Annotated in this window: 15 protein-coding genes and 1 other annotated feature; of the genes, 9 read left to right on the top strand and 6 right to left on the bottom strand. The window is 36.7% G+C overall.

From position 1 onward, the window contains the following. Positions 1–706 precede the first annotated feature (706 nt). Positions 707–2,185, top strand: coding sequence for an alpha-amylase family glycosyl hydrolase (locus AMD00_RS14600; protein WP_157059255.1), 1,479 nt, complete (start codon positions 707–709; stop codon positions 2,183–2,185). Between the two features lie 48 nt (positions 2,186–2,233). Here the strand turns inward: AMD00_RS14600 and AMD00_RS14595 are convergent, their stop codons facing one another. Continuing rightward, positions 2,234–3,091, bottom strand: coding sequence for a DegV family protein (locus tag AMD00_RS14595; protein WP_053417736.1), 858 nt, complete (start codon positions 3,089–3,091; stop codon positions 2,234–2,236). Between the two features lie 21 nt (positions 3,092–3,112). Beyond that, the gene (locus AMD00_RS14590) at positions 3,113–3,925 is read right to left on the bottom strand and encodes a Cof-type HAD-IIB family hydrolase (protein ID WP_053417735.1); all 813 of its coding nucleotides are present in this window, start codon (positions 3,923–3,925) and stop codon (positions 3,113–3,115) included. A gap of 122 nt (positions 3,926–4,047) precedes the next feature. Here AMD00_RS14590 and AMD00_RS14585 point away from each other — a divergent pair, with 122 nt between their 5' ends. Further along, on the top strand, positions 4,048–4,815 hold the full coding sequence (locus tag AMD00_RS14585; protein ID WP_053417734.1) for an alpha/beta fold hydrolase: 768 nt from the start codon (positions 4,048–4,050) through the stop codon (positions 4,813–4,815). A gap of 52 nt (positions 4,816–4,867) precedes the next feature. After that, positions 4,868–5,176 carry a metal-sulfur cluster assembly factor gene (locus tag AMD00_RS14580; RefSeq protein ID WP_053417733.1) on the top strand — a complete coding sequence of 103 codons (309 nt, stop codon included), beginning with the start codon at positions 4,868–4,870 and terminating at the stop codon, positions 5,174–5,176. A gap of 76 nt (positions 5,177–5,252) precedes the next feature. Here AMD00_RS14580 and AMD00_RS14575 read toward each other — a convergent pair whose 3' ends face one another. Then, the gene (locus AMD00_RS14575) at positions 5,253–5,957 is read right to left on the bottom strand and encodes a Crp/Fnr family transcriptional regulator (RefSeq protein ID WP_245639526.1); all 705 of its coding nucleotides are present in this window, start codon (positions 5,955–5,957) and stop codon (positions 5,253–5,255) included. A gap of 234 nt (positions 5,958–6,191) precedes the next feature. Between AMD00_RS14575 and AMD00_RS14570 the strand changes: the two genes are divergently transcribed. Continuing rightward, complete coding sequence (locus AMD00_RS14570; RefSeq protein ID WP_157059254.1) at positions 6,192–8,333, top strand: ATP-dependent Clp protease ATP-binding subunit; 2,142 nt, start codon at positions 6,192–6,194, stop codon at positions 8,331–8,333. Positions 8,334–8,421: 88 nt separating this feature from the next. Here AMD00_RS14570 and AMD00_RS14565 read toward each other — a convergent pair whose 3' ends face one another. Next, complete coding sequence (locus AMD00_RS14565) at positions 8,422–8,616, bottom strand: YjzD family protein (protein ID WP_038179641.1); 195 nt, start codon at positions 8,614–8,616, stop codon at positions 8,422–8,424. 193 nt (positions 8,617–8,809) lie between these two features. Here AMD00_RS14565 and AMD00_RS14560 point away from each other — a divergent pair, with 193 nt between their 5' ends. Both AMD00_RS14560 and fabF read left to right on the top strand, forming a co-directional pair. Next, positions 8,810–9,748: a beta-ketoacyl-ACP synthase III gene (locus tag AMD00_RS14560; protein WP_053417732.1), complete on the top strand. Its 939-nt coding sequence runs from the start codon at positions 8,810–8,812 to the stop codon at positions 9,746–9,748. A 31-nt stretch (positions 9,749–9,779) separates the two neighbouring features. Next, on the top strand, positions 9,780–11,015 hold the full coding sequence (gene fabF, locus AMD00_RS14555; RefSeq protein ID WP_053417731.1) for a beta-ketoacyl-ACP synthase II: 1,236 nt from the start codon (positions 9,780–9,782) through the stop codon (positions 11,013–11,015). Between the two features lie 371 nt (positions 11,016–11,386). Here the strand turns inward: fabF and trpS are convergent, their stop codons facing one another. Together trpS and AMD00_RS14545 are read right to left on the bottom strand one after the other, a co-directional pair. Continuing rightward, positions 11,387–12,376, bottom strand: coding sequence for a tryptophan--tRNA ligase (trpS, locus tag AMD00_RS14550; RefSeq protein ID WP_053417730.1), 990 nt, complete (start codon positions 12,374–12,376; stop codon positions 11,387–11,389). Between the two features lie 45 nt (positions 12,377–12,421). Then, positions 12,422–12,639 (bottom strand) — a binding site (T-box leader). Between the two features lie 60 nt (positions 12,640–12,699). Next, positions 12,700–13,044 (bottom strand): DUF3899 domain-containing protein, encoded by a 345-nt coding sequence (locus AMD00_RS14545; RefSeq protein WP_053417729.1) that lies wholly within the window; start codon positions 13,042–13,044, stop codon positions 12,700–12,702. Between the two features lie 245 nt (positions 13,045–13,289). On the opposite strand from AMD00_RS14545, the gene AMD00_RS14540 reads away from it, so the two are divergent. The 3 genes from AMD00_RS14540 to opp3C all read left to right on the top strand — a co-directional run bounded on the left by AMD00_RS14540 (position 13,290) and on the right by opp3C (position 17,157). Next, on the top strand, positions 13,290–14,987 hold the full coding sequence (locus tag AMD00_RS14540) for a peptide ABC transporter substrate-binding protein (protein WP_053417728.1): 1,698 nt from the start codon (positions 13,290–13,292) through the stop codon (positions 14,985–14,987). Between the two features lie 218 nt (positions 14,988–15,205). Beyond that, positions 15,206–16,138, top strand: a complete 933-nt coding sequence (opp3b, locus tag AMD00_RS14535) for an oligopeptide ABC transporter permease (protein WP_038179629.1) — start codon at positions 15,206–15,208, stop codon at positions 16,136–16,138. After that, the gene (gene opp3C, locus AMD00_RS14530) at positions 16,138–17,157 is read left to right on the top strand and encodes an oligopeptide ABC transporter permease (RefSeq protein WP_053417727.1); all 1,020 of its coding nucleotides are present in this window, start codon (positions 16,138–16,140) and stop codon (positions 17,155–17,157) included. The genes opp3b and opp3C overlap by 1 nt, the downstream gene beginning before the upstream one ends. Positions 17,158–17,160 lie beyond the last annotated feature (3 nt).

Here is a 17,160-nt window from a genome sequence, read left to right as displayed (position 1 = left end):
CTCGAGTCACTTCAGTCTCTCACTCAAAGGCGGAAAGCGCCTTTGATTCGAGCCTTCCAGTACTTGTCGGGCCTAAACAGCCCGCTTCAGCATTTAAGATATCCAGCTTCAAGCGCTAGACTCTCGGGTCGTTTCGGTCTCTCGGCACAAGACAAAAAGCGTCTTGTGTTCGAGCCCTCCAGCGCCTGTCGAGTCTGAACGAGCGCTTTCAGCATTTAAGATATCCAGCTTCAAGCGCTAGACTCTCGGGTCGTTTCGGTCTCTCGGCACAAGACAAAAAGCGTCTTGTGTTCGAGCCCTCCAACGCCTGTCGAGTCTGAACGAGCGCTTTCAGCATTTAAGTATATCCAGCTTCAGCGGCCAGGCCCTCGAGTCACTTCAGTCTCTCGCTCAAAGGCGGAAAGCGCCTTTGATTCGAGCCTTCTAGTGCTTGTCGGGCCTAAACAGCCCGCTTCAGCATTTAAGATATCCAGCTTCAAGCGCTAGACTCTCGTGTCGTTTCGGTCTCTCGGCACAAGACAAAAAGCGTCTTGTGTTCGAGCCCTCCAACGCCTGTCGAGTCTGAACGAGCGCTTTCAGCATTTAAGTAAATTCACATTTTTGTCGAATTTGTTTCGGTTTCGTTTGTTTTTAGTGTTAAAGCATAGCGGGGATGGTGGGGGTTTGGTAAAATTACGATGGACAGTTCTGCAGAGGAGGACTATAAGTGAACGTTGCAAAGTGGATTAGTACGGTAGTTGCGTCAGCGCTTTTGGCTACGACAATGGGGTTTGCACCTATTGCGAAGGCAGAGACTGAAGTGACGCATAATATTAAAGATGAAAGTATCTATGATCTTTTAGTGGATCGTTATTTTAATTCATCGGTCGAAAATGACTATAATGTAGATGCTCGAGATCAAAATGCTTTTGCTGGTGGTGATCTTACAGGGATTGCTACTAAATTAACACATATTCAAGATATGGGATTCACTATTCTATCAATTGGTTCGATTTTTTCGACTGAATCATATGATGGAAGTGCGGTAGTGGATTACGAAAGTATTGAGCGTCAATTTGGCACAGCAAAAGAATTTAAATCTTTGCTTGCTGATGTTCATAAAGGCAAGATGAAGCTGATGGTTGATTTTCCGCTAAATAATGTTAGCAAAAATCACGTCTGGGCTAAAGATAATGCCAATTCAGATTGGTACGAAAGCGCTGATAACGGTCGTATTAATTGGAATACAGAGAATCCTGAAGTACAAAAAGCATTAATCAATGCGGCAACTGATTTTGCTAAGAAATACGATATTGATGGTATTCGCATAACTAATTTAGGTAATAGTAATACAGCATTTTTAAATGAAATGATTCAGTCATTAAAAGATACAAATAAAGATATCTATGTTCTATCTTCCGAAGATAGCGATGCAAATTTTGATATGTCTATTAATAAAGAGACAATAGATATTTATCAATCGATTTTCAAAAATGTCGATATGGATTCATCAAAAGTGGAACAACCACTCGGCACAGTGAATAAAGATGATGCAAAAAAACCTTCAGCTATTATGTTAGATAGTTTAAATAGTTCTCGTTTTACATTTGCTTCAGCAAATGAAAATATGTATCCACCGACACGTATTAAAGTGGCGATGGCTGCGATGTTTACGTTACCTGGTGTACCAGTAATGACATATGGTACTGAAATTGCACAAAATGGTGTACAAGCCCCTGAATCACATGCAATATTTGATTTCAAAACGAAAGATGATATCGTTTCATACATAGGCGACGTTCAATCTGTTCGTAATAAATCAGAGACTCTACGTACTGGGGATTTTAAACTATTACAGAATAAAGATGGTTTCATTGTATTTGAACGTTCTTCTGATGATGAACAGTGGATTGTCGTTGTGAACAACACAAAAAATACACAGCATATCGATTTAGGTAAAGATATTATTGGAGAAAACAAAGAGCTTCATGGCTTATTAGAAAGTGATATCGTACGTCCGAATGATAAGGGCGTGTACCGACTAGTGGTTGATCGTGAAATTGTCGAACTATATCAAGTAAAAGAACATGCTGGATTAAATATTTCATATATGATTTCATTAGGTTTTGTCTATGTACTATTCGTAACATTTATAGTATTAGTATTACGTAAAAGTAAAAAAAATCGAAAAGCAAAAAATAACTAAAATAAAATCCCTTAGAGAAAGTAAGTTATCTCTAAGGGATTTTGTATTTTAAGCGGTAGGGTGTTGATTTAAGAAGAAGATAGCTAAAGTACCAGGACCCGCATGCGATGCAACTGCAGAGCCAATCAAATGGATTTCGACAGCTTTAGGCTGGAATTTTTCCATAATCATAGCTTTCATCTCTTCAGCAGTGGCTAAATCATCCCCATGACTAATGGCAATAACTTGATCACTTAGACGGTCACCTGTTTCTTCCATCTTGTCTAAGATACGTTTCATCACTTTCTTACGTCCTCGATGTTTTTCTATAGGTACCAGTTTACCGTCTTCCACATGAAGTAACGGTTTAATACTAAGTAAGCCACCAATAAATGCGCTTGCTTTTGAAACACGTCCACCACGTGCTAAATAATCTAAGTCTTCTACAGTAAAGAAATGCTCCATATGCTGTGCATTTAAACGAACTTTCTCTGAGATCTCATCTAGGCTTAAACCTGCTTCGCGGAGGCGAACAGCTTCTTTAACAACTAGACCATAGCCAAGTGAAGCACATTTAGAATCTACAATTGTTAATTTTAAATCAGGGTACTGTTCTTTTACTTGTTTGTAGATCATTACAGCAGTGCTGTATGTACCAGATAATTCAGATGAAAAGGCTATATAAAGACCTTCCTCACCTGATTTTGCTAGCTCTTCGAAAAGTTCTAAAAACAATTCAGGAGATGCTTGAGAAGTTTTTGGCTGTCCGCCTTGACGGATAAATTCGTATACTTTCAAGACGTCGATACCAACGACATCTGCATATTCTTCGTTGTTCATATGAACTCGTAAAGGGATTAGTGTGACATTATTTTCTTCATAAAAAGATTTAGGTAAATCAGAAGCGCTATCTGCATAGATTCTCATTTATTTACCTCCTACTGTAATTTATTTTAAGTTTAGTCGGTCGATCAAGAGGTTAGCTATACCATCTTCATTGTTAGTTTGTGTTATTTCATCTGCAATGTTTTTGAGCTGTCCAATACCATTACCCATTGCAACTCCAAGGCCTGCGTATTCTATCATTTCTAAGTCATTATCTTCATCGCCAAATGCAATAATGCGTTCGCGCGGGATTTGTAGATCTTTTGCAACATGAGATAACCCAACTGCTTTATGCATGCCTCGACGAACGATTTCAATAACTTCCCAAGGGTCACCCCAGCGTCGATGATCGATAAGCTCGGCTTTAGTGTCTGCTAAATGTTGACGAATTAAGGGTACATTCGAAGAGCTAGCCTGAATTAAAAGGCTTGTAGGATTATCTTTTAAATAATCACGTAATATACCTGTCGTTACTTTTGGTTCGCCCATCGTTAAAATATCTAAGATTTTTTGGTCATGGTATTGAACATACACATCGTCCATAACCTCAGCGATTAAATTTTCAATTTCATAATGGTTGATGGATTCGACAACATCTTTTACAACTGATAAATCTATTGGGCTATGAATTGTTTGCCAAGAAGTGTTAGTTGGGTGATGTACGAAGGCTCCATTAAAATTGACGATTGGTGTATGTAAACCTAGTTCTTGATAGTATATTTTACTCGCACGATACGGTCTACCAGTAGCAATCATAACTTGATGACCTGCTTCTTTCGCTTGTAGTAAAGTGCGTTTTGTTTTTTCAGAAATAACTTTCTCGTCGGTTAAAAGTGTACCGTCTAAATCTAAAACAATCAAATGTGGTTGTACCATATGAAAAAACTCCTTTCCTACTATAATAGAGTGTATCGTTAATCTTACTTGTTCGTCAAAACTTTGTCACCGTCAATTATTTTTGTTACGATATTACAATAAACTATCAAGGAGTGAATGCAGTGAAGGTTCAACAAGAACAGTGGGGTAAAATTCCGTTACTTCACATATATGATGAAGAGACAGTAACATCAGCATCACCAGTTGTCATTTTTCTCCATGGCTTTATGAGTGCGAGTGAGCATAATTTGCATTATGCGTATAAACTAGTTGAAAGAGGAGTTCGAGTACTATTACCAGATGCTTACCTTCATGGTGAACGTGATGAAGGGCTGGATGAAGTTCAACTTAGTTTGCGTTTTTGGGAAGTAATCTTAACTTCAATTGAAGAAGTTGATTTTTTACATAAGCAACTAATAGAAAAAGGTTTACTGCCAGAAGGTAAAATAGGTTTGGCAGGAACTTCTATGGGTGGAATTGTTACATTAGGTTGCTTACGTGTATACCCTTGGATTCAAACTGCATCAGTTATGATGGGTTCACCTTGTTATGTGGAGCTATCAAAAGCACAGATGGCCCAATTTGAAGAACGAGGTTTTAAAATTCCGATATCTGATGAAGAGCTTCAGAAAATGGAACAAACACTGAGCTACTTTGATATGTCAAAACATCCTGAATCAATGGCAAACCGTCCAGTGTTATTCTGGCATGGTAAGAAAGATCATATGGTTCCATTTGCGCCTACATATCAATTTTATGAGAGTATACAAGCAGATTATGCAGATAATCCGGAAGATCTTGTCTTTATCGTCGATAAACAAGCCGGGCATAAAGTATCTCGTCCAGGAATGATTGCGGCAACAAAATGGCTTGCAGACCATTTGGCATAAGTCGTTTCATTTGTTATGATGGGATAAACACTATGCAGAAAGGGGAAACACTATGGATGCAGATATGAAAGAAAGTATATATGGTGCTTTAGAAAACGTAATTGATCCTGAGTTAGGTATTGATATTGTCAACTTAGGTTTAGTATATGAAGTAGATTTATCTGAAGAAGGATTATGTGTAGTAACTATGACTTTAACATCAATGGGATGCCCACTTGGTCCAGTTATTGTTGACCAAATCCGTACAGCACTATTTGAATTACCAGAAATTAAAGAGGTAACTGTAGATATTGTATGGAATCCACCATGGAATAAAGACAATATGTCACGTTATGCGAAAATAGCTTTAGGCATTCGCTAATACTGTAAAGAAAACCCGCTCTGACTTAAAAGTCGAGCGGGTTTTTTTAATTTATAAATGGGTATAATATATGAGGTTAGTCAATTCTACAAATAGTAAGAGGGCAGTTTTCGCATTCACATTCATCTTTTAGAAATTGTAAATTAAGAACTGTGATTGTACTCTTGTCAAATGTAATAATATTATTCTTCTTCAGGTCATTTAACATGCGGTTAATGACTTCTCGGCTAGTAGCACAGAGATTAGCTAGCTCATTATTGGTCAATTTATAGTTAATATGTATTGATCCATCATCCAACTCTTCACCATAAGTGTTCGCTAATCGTATTAGGGTAGAAAAGAGTGCACCCTTTTTTCCATGTAGTAATAAATCACGAAGCCTAGATTGACTTTTCATATTTTGCAACTGTATCCAACGCAAACATGCAATCATCAATGACGGTTCTTGACTGAGATAGAGTTCAAGCATGTTGTTATCGATCGTTAAAATAGTAGTCGGTTCCATAGCTGTAGCTGTTGTTGAATTATAATCTAGAGAACTAAAAATAGTACTTTCACCAATTAAATTATTACTACCACAGATACGAATAGTTAATTCCTTCCCACTTGCAGTTTCTTTTGAAATTCTCACTTGTCCTGACACAACAAAAAAAACATCTTGAGTACGGTCACCTTCTAAAAATATAGGTGTGTCTTTGGCGAATTTGACAACTGTACCATGCTCTTTGAAAAGTGAATGGATCTTAGGTGGGATAGTTTCAATTGCCTCCAAAATATTCACAACCTCTGCTGTTTTTCACAATTATAACATACTGATTTCTTGCAATTGGGGAATATTTGGAATTCTCGATTTTGCCTTATTTGATGACATGGATTTTTGATTAAAAACATATTGGAAATGGGAAATTATTTTAGTCAAAAAAGGTCAAACAAATCACTTTACATTCATGAGAATACGGTAATATAATGTAGTTAATCAAAAGGTCAAAAAAGGTCAAATGAGGAGTGAACTATAATGCAAATGAATATGAATAATGAAGAGCAAAAAAGTCCACTTGAACAATTTGGACGTAATTTAGTAGAAGAAGTGAAAAACGGTAAAATGGATCCGGTTATTGGTCGCGATCAAGAAATCCGTAATGTCATTCGAATATTATCACGTAAAACAAAAAACAACCCTGTATTAATAGGTGAACCAGGTGTTGGTAAAACTGCGATTGTTGAAGGTTTAGCGCAACGTATCGTCAAAAAAGATGTACCAGAAGGATTAAAAGACCGTAAAATTTATGAGTTGGATATGAGTGCATTAATTGCTGGTGCTAAATATCGTGGGGAATTTGAAGAGCGTTTAAAAGGTGTCTTGAAAGAAGTAAAAGAAAGTGAAGGTCAAATCATCCTATTCATCGATGAGATTCATACAATTGTTGGTGCAGGTAAAACGGATGGTGCGATGGATGCAGGTAATATGCTCAAACCAATGTTAGCTAGAGGTGAGCTACATTGTATCGGTGCAACTACATTAGATGAGTACCGCATGTATATCGAAAAGGACCCAGCACTTGAACGTCGTTTCCAACAAGTTTTAGTTCGTGAACCATCTGTAGAGGATACGATTTCAATTTTACGTGGTTTAAAAGAACGCTTTGAACTACATCATGCTGTCAAAATTCATGACCGAGCAATTGTAGCTGCTGCAGAATTATCAAATCGTTATTTAACTGAGCGTTTTATGCCAGATAAAGCGATTGATTTAATCGATGAAGCTTGTGCGATGATTCGTACAGAAATAGATTCGATGCCTCAGGAATTGGATGAAGTAACACGTCGGACAATGCAACTTGAAATCGAAGAGCAAGCTTTGATGAAAGAAAAGGATGACGCAAGTAAGAAACGACTTGTAGCACTTCGTGAGGAATTATCGGAGCTAAAAGATTCTACTTCTAATATGCGTGAGCAATGGGAAGCAGAAAAATCATCTCTTCATGTTATCCAAGAAAAACGTGAAACACTTGATCGTTATCGCAGGGATTTAGAAGAAGCTGAAAATAATTATGATCTAAATAAAGCAGCAGTTCTAAGACACGGTAAAATTCCTGAATTAGAAAAAGAATTAGTAGAACTAGAGCAGACTTTGCAACAGGGTAATGATCGTCTATTACGTGAAGATGTTACAGCTGAAGAAATAGCTTCAATCGTTTCAAGATGGACAGGTATTCCTGTAACAAAATTAGTTGAAGGCGAACGCGAGAAATTACTCAACTTAAAAGCTACATTACAAGAGCGCGTTGTCGGTCAAGACGAAGCTGTTCAGCTCGTAACTGAAGCGGTTTGGAGAGCACGAGCAGGTATTCAAGATCCACAAAAGCCAATCGGATCTTTCTTATTCTTAGGACCAACCGGTGTAGGGAAAACAGAATTAGCAAAAGCATTAGCTGCTCAATTATTCGATTCAGAGGACCATTTCATTCGAATCGATATGTCTGAGTATATGGAAAAACATAGTGTATCTCGCTTAGTAGGAGCACCTCCTGGCTATATAGGTTATGAAGAGGGCGGTCAATTGACAGAAGCTGTCCGTAGAAACCCATATGCAGTAGTATTATTAGATGAAATTGAAAAGGCACATCCAGATGTGGCGAATATTTTGCTGCAAATTTTAGATGATGGCCGTATTACAGATAGCCAAGGTCATATGGTTAATTTCACAAACACAGTAATCATATTGACATCTAATATCGGTTCAAGTTATTTACTCGATATGCCTGAAAATAGTGAACATGCTGTTGAGGACTTAGTAATGGCTTCATTAAGAGAGCATTTCAAACCAGAGTTGTTGAATCGACTAGATGATATTATAATGTTCCATTCATTAACAAACGAACATTTTTATCAAATTACTTGGAAGTATATTCAGTTATTACAAAAACGGGTGGCTGAACAAGAAATTGAACTAGAAGTAAATGAGGATGTCATCCAGTGGGTAGTAGCGGAAGGAATAGATCCAACTTTCGGTGCAAGACCTTTAAGAAGATTTGTACAGCGACATATTGAAACGCTTGTTGCAAGAGAATTGTTAAAAGGGGAAACTGTACCAGGGGATCGACTAGTCATTTCAATGGAAAACGGTAAAGTAACAATTCATAAAGACCCAGCGTAAAGATAAAAAGTCTGAACATCCTTGATAATAGGTTGCTCAGACTTTTTTTTAGAAAAAAACCCCGTCCAATCTTTGGACAGGATTTTCATTATTGTTGGTGACCTACTTGTTTAGGTGATTCGTTTGGAATAACATTGCTAATAATAATTAAGAATACAGAGAAAACTACTGATAGCCCTAATCCAAGATTTAAGTTAAATCCAACATTCTGAATTGAACTTACTACGTAGTTCAGTACAGAAACTAATAATGCTGACCAGAAAAATAGCATAATATATCTCATTAATTTCACCTCTAACTAACTTTTTTACCTGTTCTATCATATCATATAGCCACATTTAAATAAAAGAATCTTTTCATTATTATGCCCCGTAATTTGGACAAAAATTGACGAAGTGTTGAAAAAATATAAATCTTTCGTTATAATTATTACCAGGTACTAATAATTGATAATAAAAGAAAAGAGGCGCTACTTCATGAACGCTGGAATAATAGGCTTAGGAAGATGTATCCCTAATCGCGTAGTCACTAATGCTGACTTAGAAAAAATGATGGATACATCAGATGAATGGATACGCACTAGAACAGGAATTGAAGAACGAAGAATCGCATCAGATGAACATAACTCTTCTCATTTAGCTTTTGAAGCGGCAAAAAATGCAATAGCTAATGCTGGAATTTCGGCTGATCAAATCGGGCTTATTTTAGTTGCAACCGTAACACCTGACCGACCATTTCCAAGTATAGCGTGTATGATACAAGACCAACTCGGTGCACACAATGCAGCTGCAATGGACTTGTCCGCTGCATGTGCTGGATTTATGTATGGATTGGTAACGGCTAAGCAATTCATTGAATCTAATACGTATGATTATGTATTAGTAGTTGGTGTTGAAAAACTTTCGAAAATTACAAACTGGGAAGATCGTAATACTGCAGTCCTATTCGGAGATGGTGCATGTGCAGCTGTGATGGGTAAAGTATCTGAAAATCGAGGCATTTTATCATTCGAGTTAGGCGCAGACGGCTCAGGCGGAAAACATTTATTCCAAAATGACGCAGGCCATATTGAGATGAATGGCCGTGAAGTTTTCAAATTCGCAGTACGTCAAATGGGTGAATCAGCTTTAAATGTCATAGAGAAAGCTGGATACAATAAGGAAGACGTTGATTTCCTTATTCCGCATCAAGCGAATATTCGAATTATGGAATCTGCAAGACAAAGACTTGGTTTGCCAGAGGAGAAGATGTCCACTGCTATTAAAAAATATGGCAATACATCGTCTGCTTCAATTGGCAATGCATTAATAGAAGAACTAGAAGCCGGCAAAATTCATGATGGCGATTTACTCGTACTCGTTGGATTTGGTGGTGGCCTTACATGGGGCGCCGTTGCAATGCGCTGGGGAAAATAACAATACAAAGAAAAGAGGGAGTTATAATAACATGACAAAACGTCGAGTAGTTGTTACAGGTTTAGGTGCTGTAACACCTTTAGGAAATGATGTAGAAACAACATGGAAAGCGATTAAAGAAGGGAAAAGTGGTGTAGGTCCATTAACGCGTATAGATGCTGAACAATTTCCTGCAAAAGTTGCTGCAGAAGTAAAAGATTTTGATATAGAAGCATATATTCCTCGTAAAGAAGCTCGTAAAATGGATCGTTTTACACATTACGCATTAGCGGCATCTATTATGGCTGTAAAAGATGCAGGATTAGAAATAACTCCTGAAATTGGCCTGCGTACAGGTGTTTGGATTGGTTCTGGTATTGGTGGAATGGAGACGTATGAGCAACAATTCCGCAATTTCCTTGAAAAAGGACAACGACGTGTTAGTCCATTTTTCGTACCAATGATGATTCCAGATATGGCTGCAGGGCAAGTATCTATCCACTTTGGTGCAAAAGCAATTAACTCGTGTTCAGTAACAGCTTGTGCATCTGGTACAAACTCAATTGGTGATGCGTTCAAAGTTATTGAACGTGGCGATGCAGATGTCATGATTACTGGTGGAGCAGAAGCACCAATTACGAATATGGCGGTTGCAGGATTTTGCTCAAATACTGCACTTACATTAAACCAAGATCCGCAAACTGCATCTCGTCCATTCGATGCAAATCGCGATGGTTTTGTTATCGGTGAAGGATCAGGTATTGTTATTTTAGAAGAATACGAACATGCAGTAAAACGTGGCGCGAAAATCTACGGTGAAGTTGTAGGGTACGGTTCAACTGGAGATGCGCACCACATTACAGCACCTGCTCCAGAGGGTGAAGGTGCAGCACGTGCAATGAAGCAAGCGATTGATGATGCTGGAATTAATGCAACAGAAATTGGCTATATTAATGCCCATGGTACGAGTACACCTTATAATGATTTATTTGAAACGAAAGCTGTAAAGACTGTATTTGGAGAACATGCATATAATTTAGCAATGAGTTCTACGAAGTCGATGACAGGTCATTTACTAGGAGCAGCTGGTGGGATTGAAGCAATCTTTTCAGTACTTGCATTAAAAGAAGGTATTCTACCACCAACGATGAATCTAGAAACTGCAGATCCTGAATGTGACTTAGATTATGTTGCCAACGGTGCTAGAGAAAAAGAAATTACTTATGCTTTAAGTAATTCACTAGGTTTTGGTGGGCATAATGCTTCACTACTATTTAAAAAGTTTTAATAAGTTATAAATGACCACAGGGTGAATGCCCTGCGGTTTTTTATCTATGCAATATTATTGTAATAGTGTTGTATTTCATTATAGTAAGTGAAAGATTATTAATTAGTTACAACATCATATTTTCGCATAAAAAATGACCTCGTTAGTTATAACGAAGTCATTTTTTCATATAGTAGTAAAAACTAGAAAAGGAAATATGCATATGCGCTTACTATTTTTCTTAACTTTTTATGGTCTAATGGTAATAAGTTCAACACATATGATTCTATATTTGAACTATCGAGGACTAGGATATACTTGGACAGCCGTTTTTATGTTCATTTTGCATACAGTTGATTTCAAAATTTTCATCGGCTCAAGTATTGGACTAGTTATCGTCTATTTCTCCCAAGGCCCATCGCGTCTTCCATTTTCTTGATTGTTGCACTTGCAATAGCATTCGCTTTTTCAGCACCAGCGTCTAAAATATCATCTAATTGTGGTGAATCTATTAACTCGTTAAAACGTTCTTGGATAGGTGCTAGATGATTAATAACACTTTCAGCAACGCCTGCTTTAAAAGCACCATAACCTAGCCCAGCGTATTTTGCTACAAGATTATCAATGGATTCATTTGTTAATGATGCTTCAATTGTTAGTAAATTAGAGACACCAGGTTTAGATTCAGTATTGAAAGCAACAACGCCTTCAGAATCTGTCACAGCAGATTTGATTTTCTTCTCGATCTCTTTTGGGGTATCTAGAAGGCGGATTGTTGCTTTTTTGTTTTCATCCGATTTACTCATTTTTTTCGTTGGTTCTTGAAGTGACTTAATGCGAGCTCCGTTTTTTGGTAATTGAATAGTAGGAATCGTGAATACTTTACCGTAACGTTTATTGAAACGTTCAGCTAAGTCACGTGTAAGTTCTAAATGTTGTTTTTGGTCGTCACCAACTGGCACGATATCTGTGTTGTATAGAAGAATATCTCCAGCCATAAGTGGTGGGTAAGTAAGTAAGCCTGCAGAAACTGCCTCTTTACCAGTAGATTTATCTTTGAATTGTGTCATACGCTCAAGTTCACCAGTGTAAGAAATACATTGTAACATCCATCCAGCTTGTGCGTGTGCAGGTACTTCTGATTGAATAAATAGTGTTGATTTTTCTGGATCAATACCTGTTGCTAAATATGTTGCAGCAAGCGTGCGAATGCTGTTACGAAGTTCTTTACTATCTTGAGGCATTGTAATTGCGTGTTGGTCTACAATACAAAAAATACAATCGTACTCATCTTGCAAAGTTGTAAACTGTCTGAATGCACCAATGTAGTTACCTAACGTAATGACACCTGTTGGTTGTACACCTGAAAAAATACGTTTCATAATTAAATTCCTCCTTGGATATAAAAAAACATCATGCGTCTCCTAAATAGGGACGAATGATGTTGAATCCGCGGTACCACCCAAGCTTGTCGATAAATCGACCACTCATCCTCGTAACGTGAGGTTAACGAACTGAGCTACTACATAAAGGTTCGCAAAGTTAACTCGGAAGTCCATTCCATTTAGCGTATCATCTGTTTGCACCAACCACAGACTCTCTTTACATACGACATAAATGTACTACTCTTCGTCTTCGTTTTTCTATATTACTTTGTGTGATTATAATATAGTACAAAGCCAAAAATCAAGCAATCATCTACAGATTATAAATAATAAAAAATAAGGGCAATGAACATCATCATAATGGTAGCTCCACCGATTTGTAAAATACCCAAATATGGCATTGAAACAATTTCAGATGGGGCTCTCATACTTTTAACATCCTCTAATCTAGATGACTTCACAAAAACCTTACGCATACTAACTGTAAAAATATCAAAAAAGCCCGAAGATAGAATATATGAGGCAAGTCCAATAAAAAGCACAATACCTCCAATGATAAATGAAACATTAATGTAATCGATTAATCTTAGCATTTTATATTGGAAGAGCATGATGATCACGATTAAAAATTGTAGTGCTAAGAAGAGAATACCTTTCTTTTTCAAGCAAAAACCCCCAATTCTGTATTCATTTTAGTTGAAAAAAGTTGAAAAATCAAAGAAATTTCACATCATTATATATTCAGAATATTAGAACTTTGTGCTGATAAATGTTGATGTTATCGCATTTGATAATCAAGTATACGTCAAAAAAAGACATTTTTATCAAAAGGTTACTGTACAACTTTTTTTGAATATGTATAATTAGCAATGTAATGATTTTTCAGAAAATTCAAGGGGGTTAGTTATACATGAAGAAAAGTAAACTAGTATGGCTATCAAGTCTTATCCTTGTACTAAGTGTTTTCTTAGCTGCTTGCGGCACTGGAAATGACAAAGATACAAGCAAAGAATCTGGTAGTGGTAGCAAAGAAAATTCAGGTAGTGTTGATGCTACTCAAGAACTAAATGTAATGGAAAGTGCTGAAATTCCAACAATGGACTCAGTATTAGTAACAGATACAGTAGGATCTAACGTTTTAAACAACGTTAATGAAGGATTATATCGTTTAAATCAAGAAAACTTACCAATTCCAGCGATGGCTGCTGAAGAACCAAAAGTAAACAAAGAAGGTACAGTTTACACATTTAAGATTCGTGATGCTAAATGGTCAGATGGCTCTGCAGTAACTGCCAATGACTTCGAATATGCATGGAAGCGTGCAATTGATCCTAAAACTGGATCGGAGTATGGTCCATATATGATGGACGGAGTAGTTAAAAACGCAAGTGAAATTGGTAAAGGTAAAGCAAAAGTTGCTGACCTTGGTGTAAAAGCTCTAGATGAAAAAACACTAGAAGTTACACTTGAAAAACCAGTTCCTTATTTCTTGTCTTTAATTTCACTAAGCACATTCTTACCACAAAAAGAAGAATTCGTAGTAGCGCAAGGTAAAAAATACGCTTCAAACTCAGATACAACTTTATACAATGGTCCATTCGTTCTTGAAGGCTGGGATGGAACAGGATTAACTTGGAAATATACTAAAAACGATAACTACTGGGACAAAGATAATGTAAAACTTGACACAATCAATGTTGACGTAGTGAAGGAAGTTCAGACTCAATTAAATCTTTACACTTCTGGTAAAAAAGACCGTGCAGGATTATCAGGTGAATTTGCAATGCAATATGCTGACAATCCAGATGTAGTGAAAGACGTTGAATCTTCACCTTTCTACTTGAAATTAAACCAAAAACGTGATGGTAAAACAGATACAGCTCTTGCAAATGTAAACATTCGTAAAGCAATTGCTATGGCTTTCAACAAAGAAGATTTAACTAAAGCAGTATTAGCTAATGGTTCATTCGAAGCTAACTACCTAATTCCAGCTGAATTCACATTTGATGAAGAGGGTAAAGACTTCCGTGAAGTAAACGGAGATATGAACAAATACAACCTTGAAGAAGCTAAATCATATTGGGAAAAAGGTCTTAAAGAACTTGGAACCGACAAACTTGAATTAGACTTCTTAGGCGATGATAGTGACTTAGCTAAAAAAATGGACGAGTACTTGAAAAACCAATTAGAAAAAAATCTACCTGGTTTAAGTATTAAACTGAAAGAAGTTCCTTTCTTAGTACGTGTTGATTTGAATTCTAAACAAGATTACGATATCCAAGTTGCAGGTTGGGCTCCAGACTTCCAAGATCCATACACATTCTTAAATTTATGGTTATCAGATAGTCAACAAAACAATATGAGCTATGCATCTGAAAAGTACGATAAATTAGTAACAGATGCTCAAACAATTTATGCAACTGAGCCAGCAAAACGTTGGAAAGCAATGGCAGATGCAGAAAAAACATTGATTGAAGAAGATGCAGCACTTGCACCTATTTATCAACGTGGTACTATGGCACTTCAAAAACCTTATGTTAAAGGTTTAGTGAAACATAACTTTGGTGCTCAATATAGTTATAAATGGACATATATCTCAGGTAAATAATAGTATTCTATTTTTTGAGATTATGTTAAAACCCTGAATAGGGAGAGTATGTGGTTGATTTTAAGCCATATACTCTCTTTTTAATCAAATATTAATTAATTGGAAAATCATGCTACTAAGGGTTTTGTTAATAACAACATTTACAAAGGAAAGAATTTTCTAATTGAGATATTTCTATTAGTTCCATAGTTACGACCACTATTTTAGGAGGTGCAAGAATGGCAAAGTACATTTTAAAACGAGTATTGTATATGATACTAACATTATTCCTGATTGCAACATTTACGTTCTTCTTGATGAAGATGTTGCCGGGTTCCCCTATAGCTAGCTCACCTAAACTAACCCACGAACAGTTAGCTGCGGTGGAAGCAAAATATGGATTAGATAAACCGCTTCCAGTTCAGTATGGTATATATATGAAAAAGATGGTACAACTTGATTTTGGCGTTTCTTATCAATTTAAAGGTGCAAACGTTACAGAATTAATTATTAACCGTGCTGGTCCTTCATTCCTTTTAGGTATTCAAGCGCTTATACTCGGTACTATAGGCGGTATTATTTTAGGGATGATTGCAGCTTTAAGGCAAAATACTGTATGGGATTATGGCAGTACCTTAATCGCAATATTCGGTATCTCCATTCCTTCATTCGTATTTGCTTCATTACTTCAATATTGGATTGGTGTTAAGGGAGGATTCCTTCCTGTTGGATTATGGGAGAATGGCTGGCAATCTAGTATTTTGCCGACAATTGCATTAGCAATGGGTCCTCTAGCGACATCAGCTCGTTTCATTCGAACAGAAATGATAGAGGTATTGGGAACTGACTATATTACTCTAGCAAAAGCTAAAGGTGCTAGCGGCCTTGAAATTGCATTTAAGCATGCATTTCGTAATGCATTAATTCCATTAATAACAGTAATGGGTCCTTTAGCAGCAGGTTTAGTAACAGGTTCTCTTGTAGTTGAACAAATCTTTGCTATTCCTGGTATTGGTGAACAATTCGTTAAAGCGATTAATTCTAGTGATTATTCCTTAATAATGGGAACAACAATGTTCTTTTCAGTACTATTGATTTTAGTTATTTTCATTGTTGATATTTTATATGGCATTGTAGATCCACGTATCCGTTTAACAGGAGGTAATAAATAATGACAAATGAATATCGTAAATTACCACCTGAAGCTTTTAAACACGTGCATATGGATGGCAGTCACTCTGAGAAAATTTCTAAACCATCCTTAAATTTCTGGCAGGATGCTTGGTTGCGTATACGAAAAAATAAAGCAGCTGTAGTGAGTATATTTGTACTATTATTCATTATTCTGATGTCATTTATCGGACCGATGATTAGCCCGCATGACTTTGAAACGCAAGAAATAACTCATGCAAATTTACCTCCAAAAGTACCTGGTTTAGAAAAGTTGGGAATCTTTGATGGTACAGGTAATATGGGTGGTCAAAAAGTCAATTTGTATGAAATGAAAAACGTTGATACTTACTACTGGTTTGGTACAGACGGACTTGGCCGTGATATGTTCTCACGTGTTTGGAAAGGTACTCAAATTTCATTACTAATTGCACTTGTAGCAGCTGTAATTGATATGGTTATTGGTGTAGCTTACGGTGGTATTTCGGCATTTTATGGTGGTCGTGTTGATGATGCGATGCAACGTATTGTTGAAATTTTATATGGAATACCGACATTGATTGTTGTTATTTTAATGATTCTTGTAATGGATCCGGGTATTGTGGCCATTATTATTGCCATTTCAATTACTGGATGGATTGGTATGTCTCGTATTGTTCGAGGACAAGTATTGAAATTTAAAAACCAAGAGTTCGTACTTGCAGCTAGAACTTTAGGGGCAAGTAATGGGCGTATAATTAAAAAACATTTATTGCCAAATGTTATGGCGGTTATCATTATTAACACAATGTTTACAATTCCTAGTGCGATATTCTTTGAAGCATTTTTAAGCTTTATCGGGTTAGGGTTACAATCACCAGACGCATCATTGGGTACTTTAATTAATGATGGTTACAAGCTAATACAGTTCCAACCTCATATTTTAGCTATTCCAGCAGCAATTATAAGTCTATTAATGATTGCATTTAACTTAATTGGTGATGGTCTACGTGATGCACTTGATCCAAAAATGAAAGATTAATAG

Source organism: Viridibacillus arvi, assembly GCF_001274945.1.
Taxonomy (GTDB): domain Bacteria; phylum Bacillota; class Bacilli; order Bacillales_A; family Planococcaceae; genus Viridibacillus; species Viridibacillus arvi.
The sequence above is the reverse complement of the archived record's forward strand: the minus strand, read 5'-3'. Positions and strand labels throughout refer to the sequence as shown.